The following is a 17,961-nucleotide window of genomic DNA, read 5'->3' on the forward strand; positions in this document are numbered from 1 at the left end:
TCCATTTTGGACGCCATGGCAGACCTGAACACTGAAATACGCATTGGTGCAGACGCCAGCGGCGTTGAAGCTGGCGTTGGCAAAGCCAAGCGCTCGCTACGCGAACTCAGCGATGCCGCGCGTACAGCTGGGGATAGTGTTGCAGGCGCCGGCGACAAGGCTGGGCGAAGTCTGGCTGGCATGGGTGACGGAGGTGAGGCTGCGGCGCGCAAAATTCAGCGGGACACCAGCGCCATGCGCGGGAGCCTGCAGCGCTACCTTTCAACGCTGGAGGCTGGCAGTAAGGACAGCCGGAAGTACTGGGAGTCAATGGCCGACTTCAAAGGCATCGACAAAGATGCCCTGCGCCCCCTTCTTTCCCAGCTCGACGCGTACAACTCCAAGGCCAAGGAAGCGCAGCAAACGACTACATCGTGGTTCGGGAGCCTGAGTGGGATGGGCGCTGCAGCTGCCGGTGTGGCAGCGGTGGCAGCGACAGCAGGGGTTGCTGCGAAGGCAATGTTTGAGGCAAGCGCGAGCGCTGAGCGACTGCGCACGATGCTCGACTTCTCCACAGGTGGGAACAGCACGAAAGAGATTGAGTACCTGCGCGGGATCACCTACCGCTTGGGGCTGGAGTTTGCAAGCACCGCAAAGGCGTACGGCCAATTCTCCGCAGCGGCGAAGGGCACAGCTCTGGAGGGTGATAAGGCTCGCGCTGTATTTGAAAGCGTAGCAAAAGCCAGCGCGGTCATGGGCCTGAGCGCATCTGACACGAGTGGCGTGCTTTTGGCTCTGCAGCAAATGATAAGCAAGGGCACTGTGCAGGCCGAAGAGCTGCGCGGTCAGCTGGGCGAGCGTTTGCCCGGGGCTTTCCAGATCGCCGCGAAAGCGATGGGCGTTACCACCGCCGAACTAGGCAAGATGCTTGAGCAAGGGCAGGTCATTGCCGACGACTTCCTGCCGAAATTTGCGGCTGCGCTCGATAAGAATTTAGGCGGTGCGGCAGAGAAGGCGGCGGCCCGCCTCGATGCGTCTGTTAACCGTTTGGCGACCGCATGGGATCGCCTGAAGCAAAACGGCGGGGATTCCGGCGTCAGCTCCTTTATGGCTGGGCAGTACGAGATCCTGGCGGATGGATTTAATGGCGTGAGTGAGGCCATGGAGCGCGCCCGCACCAGCGGTTCTGGCTTCATCGGGCAGATGGCTTCTGGCGCCGTAGCGGCCGCCAAGTTTGCCAACCCATTACAGGCTGTCAGCTACTCTGCTATCGAGACTGGCAACGCCCTGAAGCAGGCCGAAACTGAGTTCGCGGCACTGCAGGCGCGTGGCAATGTGATGGGCGGGACGATGTACTACCGGGATGAAATGTCTCGGCTGGCAGCTCTCATCAAAGAACTGAAGGTCGCCCAGGCGGAGAAGGCCGCGCTAGCTAATGGAACCCCGGCCAACATGAACGCCGGAGTGACAGAAAGCGGACGCGCGCGTGAGGCATACAACACCCAGCGCGCAAAAGATCAAGCATCGTCCGACGCGCTGCGGCTCAAGGTTGCTGGAGTTCCTGAGAGCTACACAAAGGAGATGGCCGAAGTCATCCGCCTGAATCAGGCGGGGGTACTTGTCGGCAAGGAATACACCGAAGTCCTGAAGAAGATGCAGGACGAGTTGTTGAAGAAGACTGGGGTCAACAAAGGCGCGGATTCGGCTCTTTCCGATTCACTCTCGGCACAGGTCCAAGCCTACAAAAACGCTGATGACCTGATCCTGAAGAACAAGCAGGCCATGACGGAAGAGATTTCCCGCATGGCAAAGATGGGGGCGATAGGCGAGCTGGACGCCGTAGATCGCACGCTTGAAATTGAGCAAGCGGCATGGGAAAAGCGCAGGGCGAATTTCGATGCTGAAATTGCACAAGCAGCGAAGAAAAAGAACTCTGCGGCAGAGGTGGCCCGTATATCAGGCCAGGCCGCGACCGCAGAGGCAGAGTACCAGCGCACCGTTGCCAAGCTGACCGACGAAGCCACCGCCGCGCAGTACAAGCAGCTGGACGTGCTGGATGCCATCGCGCAGAAGGCCAATTCCGCTCTGGCCGGGCTGAACAGCCAAGTCTATGACGCTACGGCAGAGGCGCAACAGATCGGTGTTACCGGGGCGGCTCTGGGTGAGTTGACCAAGAAGCGCATGGAGGACGCGGCCGCAGCGCTGGAGCAAAAAGCGGCTGTGCTCGCAATGATCGACCCCGCATCCCAGGCGGCGGAGGCACTGCGCGCCCAAGCCCAGGCGATGCGCAGCCTGTATCAAGTAACCGGCAACAACAGCGCCGCGCAATCGGTCTACGAATACGGCAAGGCGATTCGCGAGCAGAACGATGCTCTGCAATTTGAGCTGTCACTGATGGGGCAAACCCAGCAGTCGCGAGAAGTCGCGCTTGAGCAATACCGCATCGAAATCGACCTGCTCAAGAAGATCGAAGACATCAAGTCCAAGACGGCAAGCGACCCGGCCAAACAGGGGGCGCTGATCGCAGAAGCTCAGGCGTCTGCCGCTATCGCCAAGGCGAATGCCTCCAGCAAGATCTTCCTGGACGAATGGAAGCAGTCCGTCAGCCAGTACGACGACATCTTCCGCAAGGGCTTCGCCGACATGCTGAACAACGGCCAGGACGGGTGGAAGTCTTTCACCAAGTCGCTGGTGACCACGTTCAAGACGACGGTTGCGGATCAGATTTACAAAATGTTCGCTCAGCCGTTTGTGGTGAGCATTGTTGGCAATCTACTGGGGTTGACTGGGGCGCTGGGCGTTAGTAGTTCAGTTGGCGCTGGTGCGTCTGCAATTGGAACAATCGGCAACCTCACATCAGGGGCCGGAATACTCGGGCGAGTTGGTGGGTGGCTTGGGATTGGTGGCACTTCCTCCGCCACTACAGGGCTCATCACTGGCGCGGGCAGCACAGGCCTTGGGTTGACGGCCGGGGGAGGCCTGGGGTTGTCTGCTGGTGGTAGCGGGCTCGGACTGACGGCAGGTGCAGGTGGCACTGCTGCCGGTGCCGGTGGTATATCTGGCGTGCTTGGCGCAATCCCTGGATGGGGATGGGCGCTGGCCGGCCTTGGCGCCCTGGCTGCCATCTTCGGGAAAGACGACTCAGGCACCTACCACACAGGCGGCGCAGGCAGCTACAGCGCATCAGGCGGGTCTAAGACCGGCGCGGACGTGCTTTCTCAAGGCTTGACATTCGGCGTGCGTTACAAGGACTACAACACGCAAGCCGAGGGTGCTGCTGTTGATATTTCCAAGACGATTGTCAGCATCCTGGATTCCACATCGACAGCCTTCGGCAAAAAAGCGGGCTACTTCGCCGCGACCGCATTTGCAGACGACAGCAGCAAAGACGGCGCTTGGGGCTCGCTGATCATCAAAGGCCCCGACGGCAAGGTCATCGACTGGGCCGACACGCAAACCAGCAAGTGGGCGCCCAAGGTGTTCAGCGATGGCGAGGCCGGCCAAAAAGAATATGCAGCGGCCTTGGCCATGGCGGTCAAAGACGCGCTTGCGGCAACCGTTGGCGACGTGTCTTGGGCGAAAGACCTTGTTGGCGGTTTGAGCGACACAGCCTCATTTGAAGAGGTGGCCGCAGTCGCGCAGCAGATCAATGTCATAAAGGCATCGTTTGTCCAACTGGGCGAAGCAATCAAAGGCTTTGCCGGGCTCACTGACGATGCCTTTGGCGCGATCATGAACGCGTCTGGTGGCATTGCCAACCTCACTGCGAACGCCACCAAGTATTACGACAACTTCTACACCGCCGAAGAGAAAAAAGCGGATGCGCAAAAGAAGCTGGATAAGGGTTTTACAGAGCTCGGGATAACAGACGCACCGAAGACGCGCGACGAATACCGCAAGCTGGTAGATGGGGCGCTGGCAAAGGCGGATCAGCAATCCAAGGGCCGCGCCTCCATCATTGCCGGTATCTCTGGGTTATCCGCCGCTGATCTCGGCGGGCTGGGTGGCACGTCCCTCGTGTCTGGCATCCCTGCTGGACTACTGGGAGATGGTGCCGCAGACCCGGCAAACGCTGGCAAATTGAACTCCTTCGTCTCAGACCTGGACAAGCTCCTGAGTTCTGGCGCCAGCGCATCGGACATGCAAGCCGGTGTTGCAAGTCTGGTCGACATGAACGCGGCCATTCTTGGTATTGACGAAGACGCGGCAAAAACTGCGGCCGGGCTGCTCGCGCTCAGCGACACCTTTGCGGGTCTGAACGAGTCTGCCGACGAAACCGCAGCCCGCCTGGCCAAAGAGCAAAGCGACGCGCGGGACGCCGCCTATCGCGGGCTTGAACGAGCCATTGCGGCAGAGAAAGAAGCGCTGCAGTCGCAGATCGACATCGCCAGCGGCATTGCCGACACGATGAGCGGCCTGTTCGACATCTTGCACAGCAACGTGCGCGATCTGTACGGCGAGGTTGACTCCACGAAGACCATGCAGGCGCAGCAGGGCAACGCGTTTATCACGCAGGCCCTTGCTGCTGCACGCGCGAGCGGCTACCTGCCCGACTCAACGCAACTGTCAGAAGCCATCAGCGGGGCACGCGGCGGGCTTGACCAGAACAACTTCAAGAGCGGGTCGGAGCGCGACTTCGCTGCTCTGGTACTGGCCGGACAGCTCAAAGGCCTGGAAGACATCACCGGAAAGCAACTGACCGATGCACAGCGCACGATCAAGGAACTGGAAGGCCAAACCGAACAGCTCGACAAGACGCTGACGTACTGGCGTGAACAGATCGATATCGCCAATGGGACTTATGAGGCCACGCTGAGCGTTGCCGACGCCATTGCCGTGCTCACTGGTTTGATGTTCCCGGGCAAGAGCGGCGACTCAACTGGCAAGCCAGGAGCAACTACGGGCGCGGGCGGTGCTGGCGGCATTACCTGGGGCGGCGGCACAGGGGAAGGCAAATACAACAAGCCGGTGAACGTTGGTGGCAGCGTCGTTTATGTAGGCGTTGGGAAAGAGCAAGAGACAAAGCTCGACAGCCTTGCGGCTCTCTACCACTCGTTTGATGGCACTGGTGACCTGGTGGGACTTTTGACGGCCATGCGTGCGGCCGGTGCAACTATGTCCGATCTGAGCGGACTATCCGGTCTGTACGAGCAAGACTGGGTGCGCGCTGCTGCTTCGGTTGGACTCCCGGCTTTTGCCGTGGGCACGAACTACGTGCCCCACGACATGCTGGCAAAGATCCACGAGGGCGAGGCAATCATTCCAAAGGCCTACAACCCGGCGGCAAACTCTGGCATGGCTGGCGGCAATACGGCGCGGCTTGAGGCACTTGTTGAAAAGCTCACCGCAGAGGTTGCAGAACTCAAGCAACTGCAGGCTGAAGGCAACGGAAGCACAGGGCAGTTCGCAGAACAGTTCAACAACTGGACACAAGGCGGGCAGGGCGCGGCGCGCACCGAAGTCACAAACGAAATCACGGTGGCCGCATGAGTTATTACATCGACCCCATCGTAATCACCGATGCGCAGGTTCTGAGCGGCACCAGCCTTGCGGAAGACCCAACATCCGCGTGGGCGGCCGGCACCTTTGCTATCGGCGATGAGCGCCATGTGGTTTCAACCCACCGCGTCTACCGGGATGCTGTGGGCGGTGCAAGTTCAGCCAGCCCGGAAACCGATCCGACCCGGTGGAAGGACATGCGCCCGACCAACAAGTGGGCCCCGTTTGATGAGTACACCGACACCGCTGCCGAAACCACGGCCGCCAACATCGTGTACGTCCTGGCGTCTCGCTTCGTGAACTCGATTGCGCTGTATGGGCTGGATGGGGCCGGGGTGGCGGTGACCGTGAAAGACGCCCCGGGCGGAACGCAAATCTACCGTTACCCAGCTTCTGGGTTCTCCCAGCTCAAGCGCGCGGCCAAAGGGTACTGGGATTACGCCTACGGGGAGCGCCGCAAGCGCACTTCCCTCGTGCTGCGCGACCTGCCGATTCGCCCCAATGCAGAGATCACTATCGAAGTCTCCGCTACCGGGAGCCAGCGCCGCGCGGTCGGGATGATCGTGCGCGGCAAGTGGCGCAGCCTGGTTGGGGTTGGGTTCGGCGGGGTTCTGGAAGACGCCGAAGTAAACCCGAAGACTTACACCTACCGCGAGACACAAGCGGACGGCCGACAGCGCCTGGTGGTTCGTGGAAGCTCCAAGGATCTGCGTTTCTCCATCGTCATGGACCGCGAAAACGCAGACCAAGCCGCCCAGGCGATGGAAGACCTCTTATCCCGCCCGGTTGCCTGGGTGGTCAGCACAAAACCCGGTTTCGCTGGACTCACAGCGTTCGGGATTGCACAGCGCGCGCCGATCCGTTACCGGAACAAGCTCGCATATATCGATCTTTCCATTGAGGGCTATGTCTGATGGCAGCTATCGCACCCACACCAATCGCAGCCGCGCCGCCGGTTCCAAATTCGTCAATTGACGAGCCGACGTTTGACGCGCAGTACGAAGCATTCAACACCTATGAGGCCGGGGTGCTCGTCCCGGGGATCAACGCCCTGGGGGCGAACGTTTTTGACAACGCCGTACTGGTCGAGTCGGCGGTTGCTGACGCCGAGCAGGCAGTCACCGATGCAGGGGTTTCTGCTACTGCCGCTGCAGATTCTGCTACTGCTGCAGGGGCCTCTGCAACGGCAGCCTCGGGCTCTGCTGGCGCAGCGGCTGGATCGGCATCAACAGCCGGGACTCAGGCCGCAAATGCTGCCGCGTCGGCCACTGCTGCCGCTGGGTCTGCAACTGCGGCGGCGGGGTCAGCGACGGCAGCATCCGGGTCGGCTACAGCGGCGGCCACCTCTGCTACAAACGCCGCCGCTTCAGCCGCTGCAGCGCAGCTCTTCGCCACCCAGCAACTGGTGGGAAGCAGCACAACCAGTCTGACGCCCGCCGTTGGCTCCAAGAGCTTCACCATGGAAGCGGGCCGCGCCTTCGTGGCTGGCATGTACCTTGTCGCAACGAGCACAGGTACACCAGCCGCAAAGATGGCCGGGTATGTGACCAGCTACAACGCTGGGACCGGTGCGCTTGTCTTGAACGTAGACGCGTTCGGAGGAACTGGCGCGCATGCAGATTGGGCCATCGGGGTTGCGGTAGCCGGGCAGGTGGGCGGAATCACAACTCAGCTCCTGACCACGGCTACCACCGTCAATGTGGTGCCAAACGTGGAATACATCGTGGGCATCGCGGGCGTGATCCTGGACATGTCGTCAACGACCTGGGGCAAGGGTGACGCCTTCGCAATCAGCGAGGCGATCGGCACCGGCACTTACACGGTGAACTTCGGCGCTACGAAGGACCGCACGCGCACGCGCGGTTCGGTGCTCGTGAGCGCCAAGTTCCTCAAGCTCCAACGCAAATACGAAGACGCAACCCGAGGACTTATCTGATGCCAACACTGAATTCTCTCAACGGCCTCTCGCCTGGAGGCATCGGCGGTTGGTTCATGCCAGTTTTCACCACTGGCAGCGTTACTATTAACCGCGACGGCAAGCTGCGGATTTGCGTGGTGTCGGCAGCTGGGGCAGGTGCTGTTGGGTCAGGTGCAACGGGCGGTGGTGCTACAGGGGCCAATTCCGCGCCTTGGGGTGTAGTAACGATTGACGTATTTGCCGGGGATATCATTTCCTGGACCCTCGGCGCTGGTGGCGTTCGCCCTGCCGCAATCAACACAAACGGGCCTTCTGGCGGGACTACAACCGTGTTTCGCAACGGATCGCCCATCATCGTTGCTACCGGTGGCGAAGGCGGGATTTTCTTTAACGGCACTGGAACCACCAATGCCCCCGCGCCAGTCGCCACGATCACCGGACTCGATTTTGTGGTGCCGGGTATTCGCGCCGGGTCGATCACAACAAATGGCGCCGGCGTTACGTCCAGTGGCGGCGCAGCGGTAGATATCCTGCGGACTGGGCTAGGCCGGTCGCCAGACGTTGCTGCGGGGGTCCAGGGTCGCGGCGGGTCCATTGGTGTTGCCAATGGATTTGCGTTGTACCGGTGGCTGAATCTGGCCGAATTTGGGTGGACATCAGCAATGCTGAATTTCGGTGATCCGGGCGTAGGGGCGGGCACAACACCGGGGGAGATCGCAGGCCCATTCGGTGGTGGCGCTAACTCAAACAACGGCGGTATCGGCGGTGGTGGTAGCGGCGGCTACAACGTCGCCAGTGCCTCCAGCGGCGGCCCTGCCATGCTCGTATTGACGTTTCAACCTGCGGAGTGACTAGCATGCCCAATATTGAAATTCTCGACGCTGGCAAAGTCGTCAACACCATCGTTGCCACGCCCGACATGGCTGAACAGTTCTACCCTGGAGCTTGGCGCATAGCCGCCCTGCAGCCTGAGCCCACGGAATTGCGCAACGCAACGACCTGGCTGATAGACATCGGCCCCTTCTTCGACCGCTTCGGCGCGGCCAAGATGGCGGTGCTCACCAGCACCGATCCAGGGGTGCGCAGCATCCTGGCAGACCTGCAGGTGCGCAAGTGGATCGATCTGCAGCGCACCGATGTGGCCCAGGGGTTGGCATATGTAGGGTCTGTGATCTCCGCTGTCACAACCCCGCTGCAGGCGGCCATCTTGACGACTCCGGTCGTTGAGGTCGAAAACCTTGCGTTGCGAAAGTTGTACTTCTCATGAAGGCTGCTTTCTACAAAGCCACCCGCCCAGGCGTGCAGGGCGTCTACAGCTGGGCTGTGCGGTTCGTTGACCGTGGCCCCTACAGCCATTGCGAGCTGGTTTTTTCGGACGGCATGAGCGCCAGCGCAAGCTTCATCGACAAAGGCGTGCGAATCAAACGCATCGACTACGACCCGGAGCATTGGGACATCGTTGACATACCCGGCTTTGATGAAGCAACCGCCCGCGCGTGGTTCGAGAGCCGCGTGGGACAAGGCTATGACCTGTGGGGCAACCTGCGGTTTCTCTTCGGCTGGGTGCGTGATGACGATGGCCGTTGGTTTTGCAGCGAAGCCCTGATGGCTGCACTCGGGTTTGATGAGGCGTGGCGCTTTGGGCCGAATGGGGCCGCTGCTGCGATCAAGCGATGGTGTGGCGACATAACCAACCAACCCGCCCAGGCGGGTTTTTTTACGCCTATGGGGGGGGGTGATTGATGAGCCACCCAGACCAACCGCAAAACAAATACTTAGGCGTCGAACGCCGAGAAAGGACGCACGGCGTGAGATTCGACAACACCGTCAACCTGGGCCACATCCTCACGTTCTTGGGGTTCCTGCTGACGATCATGGTCACATGGACAACCCTTGATAAACGGGTGGTGGTGCTGGAAGAAAGCCGGAAGGCTCAGGCCACTCTAGACGCAACGCAGGACCACCGGGCGAACGAGAAGTTCTCAGAGATCAAAGACACGCTCGGGGAGATCAAGCGGACCGTGGAGCGGGTTAGCGACAAGTTGGAGCGCAAGCCATGAAAGACCCCATCATGCTGATCGAAGCGCTCGACAACCCGAACGTGCGCGCATTTCTGCGCATGCTGCGCCACGGCGAGGGTACGGCGGGGGAGGACGGCTACCGGGTGATGTTTGGTGGCGGGCTGTTTGACAGCTTTGCAGACCACCCGCGCCAGGCAATTACCCGCAAGCTGGGGGGCACGCCTATCACGAGCACAGCGGCGGGTGCGTATCAGTACCTCTCGCGCACCTGGGACGGGTTGGTGAAGCAATACGGCTTTGCTGACTTCTCACCCAAGAACCAGGACCTGGGCGCGGTGGCGCTGATCGCTGGCCGCAAGGCGCTGGACGATGTGATCGCCGGGCGCTTTGAAGACGCAGTGCGCAAGTGCAACCGCGAGTGGGCCAGCCTACCTGGCAGCCCCTACGGCCAGCCCGTGGTGACCATGGCCCGGGCGGGGCAAGAGTACGAAGCCAACGGCGGCACGTATGAGGCTGTGGCGCAGGCAGAGCCCGAGGCTGCGGCCACGTTGGCCGATTTCATCAACCCCGAGGCCCTTGAGGCCGACACGATCACCCCCACACCCAAGGAGCAAACCATGGCCCCGTTTATCGCTGCAGTGCTGCCATCCCTGATTGACCTGGTGCCCAAGTTGGGCCGGTTGTTTTCGTCAGGCTCTGAGACATCGGAGCGCAATGTGAAGGCCGCCGAAATTGTGGTGGCCGCTGCGAAGGAAGCCATTGGGGCCCGCAATGAGCAGGAGCTACTGGAGATCCTGAAAGCCGACCCCAGCGCAGCGGCTGCCGTGCGTGGGGCGATTGAGTCGCAGTGGTTCAAGCTCGAAGAAGTGGGTGGCGGCATTGTGGCCGCGCGCGAGGCCAATGCTGTCTACCTGCAGCCGGGCGCTCCGGGCTTTTGGCTGAACCCCGCGTTCTGGGTTTCGCTGGCGTTTTTGATGATGCCGGTGATGATTTTGGTGGACATGCTCTTTGCCCACCCCGGCTCTTACGACGACACGCTGCGCACGCAGATCATTACGGCGGTGCTGGCGCTATTGGGCATTGTGGGGGCGTACTGGCTTGGGACTTCGTTCAGCTCGCAAAGGAAGACCGAACTGCAAAGCGGCGGGGCGAAGCTGCCCATTGCCTAGGCTTGACCGATTCCTCCCTGATTCTTCCCTGGCGCAATGCAGGGGTGGGAGTTTTCATGGGGGATTGGCTGGCCTGCCCGGAGGGACTCGAACCCTCGGGGGGCGCAGTCCAAACGACTGGTAAAAATCTGGACAACTGTAGGCGTTCCAGGCACTGCAAGCGCTCCAAGCGCAGCCAGAACCCTAGTATTCATGCGGTTCTATTGCTATCACTATTGACTGCAATCTGACTCGAAATCAGGCGTAGTGGCAACACTACCGTGGGTTCGAATCCCACCCTCTCCGCCAGGATTAGCTCCAGTACAGAGCGCTACCGTCCACTAAAACCCCGCTTCCCATAGGACAGCGGGGTTTTTTTTGTCCATTTGCGTCCGCTACCGTCCGGATGTATCCGCGATTCGCAGGGGGCACAATTGGGGGCATAAATCGGGCTTTTCCGATGCCCCCAGAAATGTGCCCCCAAAATGCCCCTGACCGACACAGCGTGCAAGAAGGCCACTTGCCCCGAAGGACGCCCCAGCGTCCGCCTGGCCGATGAAAAAGCCCTCTACCTGGAGGTGACCGCCGCCGGGGGCAAATATTGGCGCTGGAAGTACCGCTACGGCGGCAAGGAAAAGCGCCTGGCGCTGGGTGTGTACCCCGAGGTCACGCTGGCGCAGGCCCGTGAAGCTCGGGATGAAGCCCGCAGGGTGTTGGCAGCCGGTGATGATCCTGGACAGCTCAAACGCGATGCCAAGATGGCCAGCGCGGTCCACCAGGCCAACACCTTTGAGGCCGTGGCCCGGCTGTGGTGGGAGCACTGGAAGGACGGGAAAAGCGAGCGCCACGCCGCCTACGCCATCAAGCGCCTGGAGGCTGACGCCTTCCCTGTGCTGGGTGCCCGGCCCATTGCCAGCCTTACCGCCAAAGACCTGACCCGCATGGCGAAAGCTGTGCAAGACCGGGGTGCCATCGACCTGGCGCACCGTATTCTGCAGATGGCGGGCCAGGTGATGCGGTATGCCGTGGCGCACGACCTGATCGAGCGAAACCCCGCCACTGACGTGAAGCCGTCCGACACCCTCAAAAGCCGCAGAAAAGAGAACTACGCCCGCCTGGGTGAAAAGGAGCTGCCCGAGCTGCTGCGCAAGATCGAGGCCTACCAGGGCGGGCCCTACACGCGGCTGGCCATGCAGTTGATGGCCTTGACGTTTGTGCGCACGACGGAGCTGATCGCGGCGCGCTGGGCAGAGTTCAACCTGCAGGCCGCAGAGTGGCGCATACCGCCCGAGCGCATGAAGATGAAAACGCCGCACATCGTACCCCTGTCGCCGCAGGCCGTGGAGGTGTTGAAGGTGCTGCACACGCTATCCGGCGGGCGCGAACTGCTGTTCCCTGGCGAGCGCGACCACGCCAAGCCCATGAGCAACAACACCATACTGAAAGCGTTGGAGCGCATGGGCTACAAGGGGCGCATGACGGGCCACGGCTTCCGGGGCATGGCGTCAACGATCCTGCATGAGCAGGGCTACGCGCATCACGCCATAGAGCTGCAACTGGCCCACCAGGAGCGCAACGAAGTGAGCGCGGCCTACAACCATGCCCTGTACCTGAAAGAGCGTCGCGTGATGATGTGCGATTGGGCCAATCACCTTGACAAACTGCGCAAAGCGTCCCATCTGTAGGGTTCACATGTAATGCGAAATGTTGTGGTTTGTGGCCTAATACCGGCAAGCCACTGATCTTCCATACAGTGGGAGGTTCTATGCCCTATAGCGCAAAATCTATCGCGAATTTCTTTCTTGAGCTTGCGCAGCAAGAGGGTAGCCTTGTTACCCCAATGAAGCTGCAAAAGCTTGTGTATTACGCTCATGGCTGGTATGCCGGTCATACGGGCAAGCCGCTAATTGACGAGACGATTGAGGCTTGGCAATACGGTCCAGTTATCGAGTCGCTCTATCATGAATTCAAGCGCTATGGCGCGCAGCCAATCAAGAGCCTCGCGACTGAGCTTGATCCTGCTGACTTTGAGTTAGCTGTTGTTCCTTCTCCGTCGGAGGAGTCGGTGCGCAAGTTTCTTACCTCCGTTTGGACCAGCTATTCCAAGTTCACAGGAATCGCGCTTTCGCAAATGACCCATGCTGCTGGCAGTCCATGGGATATTGCCTGGAAGGACGGTGGAGGCATCAAGGGGAAGGATATCCCGCAAGAGCTGATTACCAGTCACTTTCAGGATGCGGTTGCCAAGGCTAAGGCTCGGCAGCAACAGGGCGGGGCATAAAGTTGGCGACGGGTAACGGCAACGGAGGAAACGGCAACGGCATTGGAAATGCAATTGTCGACCCGGGGGCGGAAGAGATCTCTACAGCTCCTGCTGCGGTCACACCGCAGCAGGAGAACCTTTTTTTCGCCAATAGCGCACGTCAGCATCAGATCGATCTGCAGAAGCTTGAGCTCGGTTTCTTGGGCAAGTTTTTCGGCGGTGGGGCCAAGGCCGGAACCAACATTGCAGGCTTCACTGCGGGGGTGGCCTTTGTGTTGTTCGCAGTCACCTTTTTGATCAAGGGTGAAGACATGGCTACTGTTCGATCTGGTCTGCTTAGCGTCATTACTTCGGCTATGGGCTACATCTTCGGGGCATCCCGCAAAGACTAACGCTTGACAGCGCGGGCGCAGCGCGTGCCATAATCCGCGCAACCCGAAAGGGCCGGTGCGTAAGAACACCTTTGGATAAGCGGTGCAACCTCCCCGTCAGTGAGGTTTTGTCACGTCTGGATTTCAGCGAATACGGCGCTATGCCGTATTCCATGGTTTCGGGCGGGATGGCTGGAGCGGTAACGCCCGGCGCACGGCTTATCCCGTGTTCTTAACATCCCGTCCACCCTTTGCGCGTAAGAACGCAGGGGGTGGTTTCAGTCTCGATAAGGAGCATGAAACCATGTCCATGGTGATCCACCTGGCCAGCCACTGCGCTGCGCCTTCTCTGCCTGCAACAGGCACCCCCGAACCCATCCAGCACTTTGCCGATGCGCACAACGCGCTGGCGATGGCCCTGCACTACTTGCGGCAGCCTTCGGGCAATGTGCCCGGAGCCACGCGCAAAGCGGTGCAGGCCTTGGCAGCGCTGCGGCGTTTGAATGTCCCGACAAAGGACATTCAGAACCCTGAAACCAGCGGGGGGGCTTGAGACATGGCAACGTTTGTCTTAACTGCCCAGCAGCGCGATGAATTGATGGGCGAAATTTCGCATGCTTGCGGGCAAATTCAGGAGCTCGCTGGGCAAGTCTGCGACAGCCACGGCAATGCTGATGCGGTGGATGCTTTGACGGCTGCAATCTATGCATTGGCCAGCCGCAGCGGCTGGTTTGCTGATCTTGCACGCTACGGTGCTGATGGGTTATTGCCCGACCTAGACGGGGCGCTGTATTGGTTTATTCCTGATAGGTGCAGGCCGCAACGGCAATCTCAAACGGTGGAGGCCTGACCATGTCGTCTACATCAATTGCCAATTCTGCAAAGCGCCCTATTCCCCTGCGGCGCCCCAAAGCCGGGGAGGCCATTCCCGCCTATGGTCTTGCGGATGCATCCAACAGTTTCCGCCGGGGGCTACGAGCACGCGAACGTGCTGTTATTGACCGTGCATTGGGCATCTTGGGGCGATATCTGCGCGGGCCGGGTGATGTGTTCCAAGACCCGGACGCAGTGAAACGGTATTGCCGCCTGCACCTCGCTGCTGAGCCCTGCGAGCACTTCGCCGTGCTGTACCTCGACAGCCAGAACCGTGGCATTGCCTTTGAGCGGCACTTTACCGGGACCCTCACGCAAGCCAGCGTGTACCCACGCGAGATTGCTGCGGCCGCAATACGCCATCAGGCTGCGGCCGTGGTGCTGACGCACAACCACCCGAGTGGAAGCGTGCAACCCAGCCGGGCAGATGAAGCCTTGACCTGCACCCTGAAACACGCGCTAGCGCTTGTTGATGTGCGCGTGCTGGATCACGTAATTGTGGGCGGCACGCAGACCATGAGCATGGCTGAGGCTGGCCTGATCTAGCGGATTTAACGGTCAGAACATACGTATTTCAGTACGTATTTTGAGTCCAATTTCTCCCCATGAAAGTGGACTCTCTTTTTCGCAGACTGGCCCCACGACTCGCGAACGGTATTGCACACAAGAAAACACAACTGTGCACAAAACAGTCCGGTTTCTTCCCTAGAAACCGGACTGGTAAACCGGGAGAGTTGGCCCGTCAACTTTGAAGAAGAGGTACTCATGGAAGCATTGCAAAACCCAGGTCAGCAGACGCCAAGCCTGCTGCGTATTGAGCAGGTAGCTGACCGCATTCAGCGGGGCCGTTCGTGGATTTGGGGTGCAGTTCGGCAAGGGGCGTTTCCCGCACCGCGGCGCCTCTCTTCGCGGTGCACTCGCTGGGATAGCCGTGCTGTTGATCAGTGGATTGAGCAGCAGCTCGCAGAGGTTCCAAAGTGAGTCCGATGGAGAAGGCGCGAGCCGATGCGCGAGCGGCTGCACAAAAAACACTGCACGGCGCGACAACATTTGCGGCGCTACACGCCACGACAAAGCCGCTGTTCCAAAAAACCATGCGTCGCCCTGGCTCCAAGCCGGTTTTGGTGCGCGTGGACTGGCCCGGCGTCTTGTCTGTGTACGACCCTGCCACTGGCGAATGCCTTGCGCGTTCGCAGGTGGGGAACTTGTTCCAGCTTGAAGCGGGGTTCACCGCTGGCGCGTGCATCCCAGAACATAAGGATTGAAATGGATCAAGCCAAAGAAAAAGCCGCCGAGGTGTTGCGAGCACCCAAGGCGGCTATCCAGAAATCAGACATGGCAATTATCAAGCGACAGCCTGACCGGGTCAACCTGCCGATGCTGCAGACCATGCAGCTGGCAGGCCTGTCGCCAGCCAAAGCGCTGGAGCTGGTGCCCGATGGCAAGCTGCGCCGCTACCGCGTCGATGGCGACAAGGCGGGCAGCGCCAACGGGTGGTATGTGAAGTACGACGGCCCTATCCTGGCGGGCGCGTTCGGCAGTTGGAAAACAGGCGAGTCCCACAACTGGCGCGAGGCAAGCGCGAAACCACCCACACCCGCAGAGCGGGCCGCCATGCAGCGGCACATGCAGGCCGCGCAGGCGGCGCGGGTGATAGAGCAGGACCGTGTGCATGGCGAAGCGAGGGCGAAGGCCGAACGCCTGTGGCGCATGGCCCGCCCGGCGACCAATGCCCACCCCTATCTGGAGCGCAAGCGGATCAACGCCATAGGTATCCGGCGGCTGCGCGACATGCTGTTGATACCTGCCCGCGATGCGGCGGGCGTGCTGCACACGCTGCAGTTCATTGGCGCAGATGGCGCCAAACGCTTTCTGACCGGCGGGCGCATAGCGGGCTGCTATTTCGCCATGGGCAGGCCAGCCGATAGCCTGCTGCTGTGCGAGGGCATGGCCACTGGGGCCACGCTGCACCAGGCCACCGGCTGCGCGGTGGCGGTCGCGTTCAATTGCGGCAACCTGCCCGCCGTGGCGCGGGCGTTGCGTGCAAAGTTTCCGGCAGTGCGCATCGTGGTGTGTGCGGACGATGACAGCCGCACCCCTGGCAACCCCGGACTGACCCGCGCCCGTGAGGCCGCGCGGGCGGTGGGTGGCTTCCTGGCGGTGCCTCGATTCGAGGGGGTGAACCATGGTTGAAAAGACCTTCCCCCCGCTGCCCGAATCGCTGACCGACTTCAACGACCTGGCTGCCGTCGATGGCCTGGAGGCTGTGCGCGAGCTGGTTGAGCAGGCCGTACCAGCGACCCCTGCACCACCGCCACCAGAGTGGCCTGATCCCATCTTGCCGGGCATGCGGCGCGTGCCCGATATCCCTGCGACCGTGCTGCCCGACTGGCTTGCCGCGATGGCCCATGCCGTGGCTGAGAGCACGCAGACACCGCCAGCACTGTCGGTCATGTCATCTTTGGCCGTGCTGGCCACGGTGCTGCAGCGCCGGTTTGAGGTGGCGCCCTATGGCGACAGCTACACCGAGCCGCTGGCGTTGTGGACCCTGAGCGCCACGCCCAGCGGCACCCGCAAGAGCGCGGTGCTGAATGCAATGCTGGGGCCGCTGGTGCATTGGGAAAAGCTGATGCGCGACCGCATGCGCCGTGAGATCGTGCGCGTGAACGCTGTCCGGGCCGTGGCAGAAAAGCGCATCGAGCGCCTGAAGCAAGACGCGGCCAAGGCCAAGGATTCGACAGAGCGCGAGTCGCTGACTGCAGAGATAGAGCGCGAGCAAAACGACATGCCAGACGAGCTGCGGGCCCCCCGGCTGTTCACTGGCGACACCACCGCCGAGCGGCTGCAGGCGCTGCTGGTGGAGCATGGCGAGCGCATGGCTGTGCACAGCGACGAGGCGGGAATCTTCCTCATCATGGCAGGCATCTACAACGGCGGGGCTGCAAACCTTGACGTGTTCCTGCAAGGCCACGCGGGCACCACCATGCGCGTGGACCGGGCAGGGCGCAGCGCGCACATCGACCAGCCTGCACTGTCCTTTGGACTGCTGCTGCAGCCTGGCGTTATGGCCGAGGTGGCCAGCTCGCGCAGGTTCCGGGACTCTGGCCTGCTGGCCCGGTTTCTGTACGCCATACCCGTCAGCAACGTGGGCACCCGCGACGTGCGCAAACGGGCACCCATCCCCGATGGTGTGCGCGACGAATACGAGCACCGATTGCACCAGCTGCTGAAGGGTGTGCCCGCTCCTATCGCAGCACCCAAGACCCTAACCCTGTGCGAGGCCGCGCGCGAAATCTGGCTGGACATGGCCGAGGCTATCGAGCGTGAGCAGGGCGAGGGCGGGCGGTATGAATCCATTAGCGACTGGACCAGCAAGCTACCCGGCGCCGTGGCGCGTATCGCCGCGCTGCTGCAGCTGGCCACCACGGGCTTGGAGTCCACCGAGGTGGGCTTTGAGTGCATGGACAACGCTGTGACCTTGGCGCGTCTCCTGATCCCCCATGCGCAGGCGGCGTTCGGGATGCTGGGAACCGACGCTATCGATGTGGACGCAGCTGCCATCGTGCGTTGGGTGCGGTTGCATGGGCTGGTTGAGTTCACCAAGCGCGAGGCGCAGCGTGCACAGGAGGGTCGATTCAGGAGCGTGGACAGGTTGCAGAAGGCCCTCGACAGGCTGGAACACCAAGACGTTGTGCGGTCATTCAAGCGCCATAACAAGGGCGCACCCCCCAGCACTTGCTACCAGGTGAACCCCAAGGCTCTGTCGACATAGTTGAGTTTGGCGCTTTAAGCAGTTTTAGAAACCATTTTTCTTTTCTATATCAATGACTTACGAAAAAAGACACCGACCCCTGTCGACAGGTCGACAAAGTCGACAAACCCATGCAAC

16 protein-coding genes and 1 pseudogene are annotated in these 17,961 nt (G+C 61.0%); all 17 read left to right on the forward strand.

The genetic code is table 11. The features are described from left to right. The first annotated feature begins 15 nt into the window (after positions 1-15). The 17 genes and pseudogenes from KI609_RS05840 (at position 16) to KI609_RS05920 (ending at position 17,844) form a co-directional block, all read left to right on the forward strand. The gene (locus KI609_RS05840; RefSeq protein ID WP_226448046.1) at positions 16-5,469 is read left to right on the forward strand and encodes a tape measure protein; all 5,454 of its coding nucleotides are present in this window, start codon (positions 16-18) and stop codon (positions 5,467-5,469) included. Then, entirely contained in the window at positions 5,466-6,392 is a 927-nt protein-coding gene (locus tag KI609_RS05845; RefSeq protein WP_226448048.1) for a hypothetical protein, read from the forward strand. Before KI609_RS05840 ends, KI609_RS05845 begins: the two co-directional genes overlap by 4 nt. Next, complete coding sequence (locus KI609_RS05850; protein WP_226448050.1) at positions 6,392-7,414, forward strand: hypothetical protein; 1,023 nt, start codon at positions 6,392-6,394, stop codon at positions 7,412-7,414. Before KI609_RS05845 ends, KI609_RS05850 begins: the two co-directional genes overlap by 1 nt. Then, complete coding sequence (locus KI609_RS05855; RefSeq protein WP_226448052.1) at positions 7,414-8,247, forward strand: hypothetical protein; 834 nt, start codon at positions 7,414-7,416, stop codon at positions 8,245-8,247. The genes KI609_RS05850 and KI609_RS05855 overlap by 1 nt, the downstream gene beginning before the upstream one ends. Before the next feature lie 5 nt (positions 8,248-8,252). Next, on the forward strand, positions 8,253-8,663 hold the full coding sequence (locus KI609_RS05860; protein ID WP_226448054.1) for a hypothetical protein: 411 nt from the start codon (positions 8,253-8,255) through the stop codon (positions 8,661-8,663). Beyond that, positions 8,660-9,139 carry a hypothetical protein gene (locus KI609_RS05865; protein WP_226448056.1) on the forward strand — a complete coding sequence of 160 codons (480 nt, stop codon included), beginning with the start codon at positions 8,660-8,662 and terminating at the stop codon, positions 9,137-9,139. Before KI609_RS05860 ends, KI609_RS05865 begins: the two co-directional genes overlap by 4 nt. A 65-nt stretch (positions 9,140-9,204) precedes the next feature. Then, positions 9,205-9,456 (forward strand): hypothetical protein, encoded by a 252-nt coding sequence (locus KI609_RS05870; RefSeq protein WP_226448058.1) that lies wholly within the window; start codon positions 9,205-9,207, stop codon positions 9,454-9,456. Next, positions 9,453-10,586 (forward strand): glycoside hydrolase family 104 protein, encoded by a 1,134-nt coding sequence (locus KI609_RS05875; protein ID WP_226448060.1) that lies wholly within the window; start codon positions 9,453-9,455, stop codon positions 10,584-10,586. The genes KI609_RS05870 and KI609_RS05875 overlap by 4 nt, the downstream gene beginning before the upstream one ends. Positions 10,587-11,050: 464 nt before the next feature. After that, positions 11,051-12,250 carry a tyrosine-type recombinase/integrase gene (locus tag KI609_RS05880; RefSeq protein WP_226448063.1) on the forward strand — a complete coding sequence of 400 codons (1,200 nt, stop codon included), beginning with the start codon at positions 11,051-11,053 and terminating at the stop codon, positions 12,248-12,250. An 80-nt stretch (positions 12,251-12,330) separates the two neighbouring features. Continuing rightward, positions 12,331-12,846 (forward strand): Panacea domain-containing protein, encoded by a 516-nt coding sequence (locus tag KI609_RS05885; protein WP_226448065.1) that lies wholly within the window; start codon positions 12,331-12,333, stop codon positions 12,844-12,846. 2 nt (positions 12,847-12,848) lie between these two features. Next, positions 12,849-13,220, forward strand: a complete 372-nt coding sequence (locus tag KI609_RS05890; RefSeq protein ID WP_226448067.1) for a hypothetical protein — start codon at positions 12,849-12,851, stop codon at positions 13,218-13,220. Between the two features lie 283 nt (positions 13,221-13,503). Then, entirely contained in the window at positions 13,504-13,752 is a 249-nt protein-coding gene (locus KI609_RS05895) for a hypothetical protein (RefSeq protein WP_226448069.1), read from the forward strand. A 3-nt stretch (positions 13,753-13,755) separates the two neighbouring features. After that, positions 13,756-14,049 (forward strand): hypothetical protein, encoded by a 294-nt coding sequence (locus KI609_RS05900; RefSeq protein ID WP_226448071.1) that lies wholly within the window; start codon positions 13,756-13,758, stop codon positions 14,047-14,049. A 125-nt stretch (positions 14,050-14,174) separates the two neighbouring features. Further along, positions 14,175-14,618 (forward strand): annotated as a pseudogene (locus KI609_RS05905) (JAB domain-containing protein); the annotation flags it as partial. Between the two features lie 219 nt (positions 14,619-14,837). Then, positions 14,838-15,053, forward strand: coding sequence for a helix-turn-helix transcriptional regulator (locus KI609_RS23015; protein WP_226448073.1), 216 nt, complete (start codon positions 14,838-14,840; stop codon positions 15,051-15,053). Between the two features lie 285 nt (positions 15,054-15,338). Then, positions 15,339-16,265 (forward strand): toprim domain-containing protein, encoded by a 927-nt coding sequence (locus KI609_RS05915; protein WP_226448075.1) that lies wholly within the window; start codon positions 15,339-15,341, stop codon positions 16,263-16,265. Continuing rightward, a complete protein-coding gene (locus KI609_RS05920) occupies positions 16,258-17,844 on the forward strand; it encodes a YfjI family protein (RefSeq protein ID WP_226448077.1) in 1,587 nt (528 codons plus the stop codon). Before KI609_RS05915 ends, KI609_RS05920 begins: the two co-directional genes overlap by 8 nt. The last annotated feature ends 117 nt before the right edge of the window (positions 17,845-17,961 follow it).

The sequence above is a fragment of the Acidovorax radicis genome, assembly GCF_020510705.1.
Lineage (GTDB): Bacteria > Pseudomonadota > Gammaproteobacteria > Burkholderiales > Burkholderiaceae_C > Acidovorax > Acidovorax radicis_A.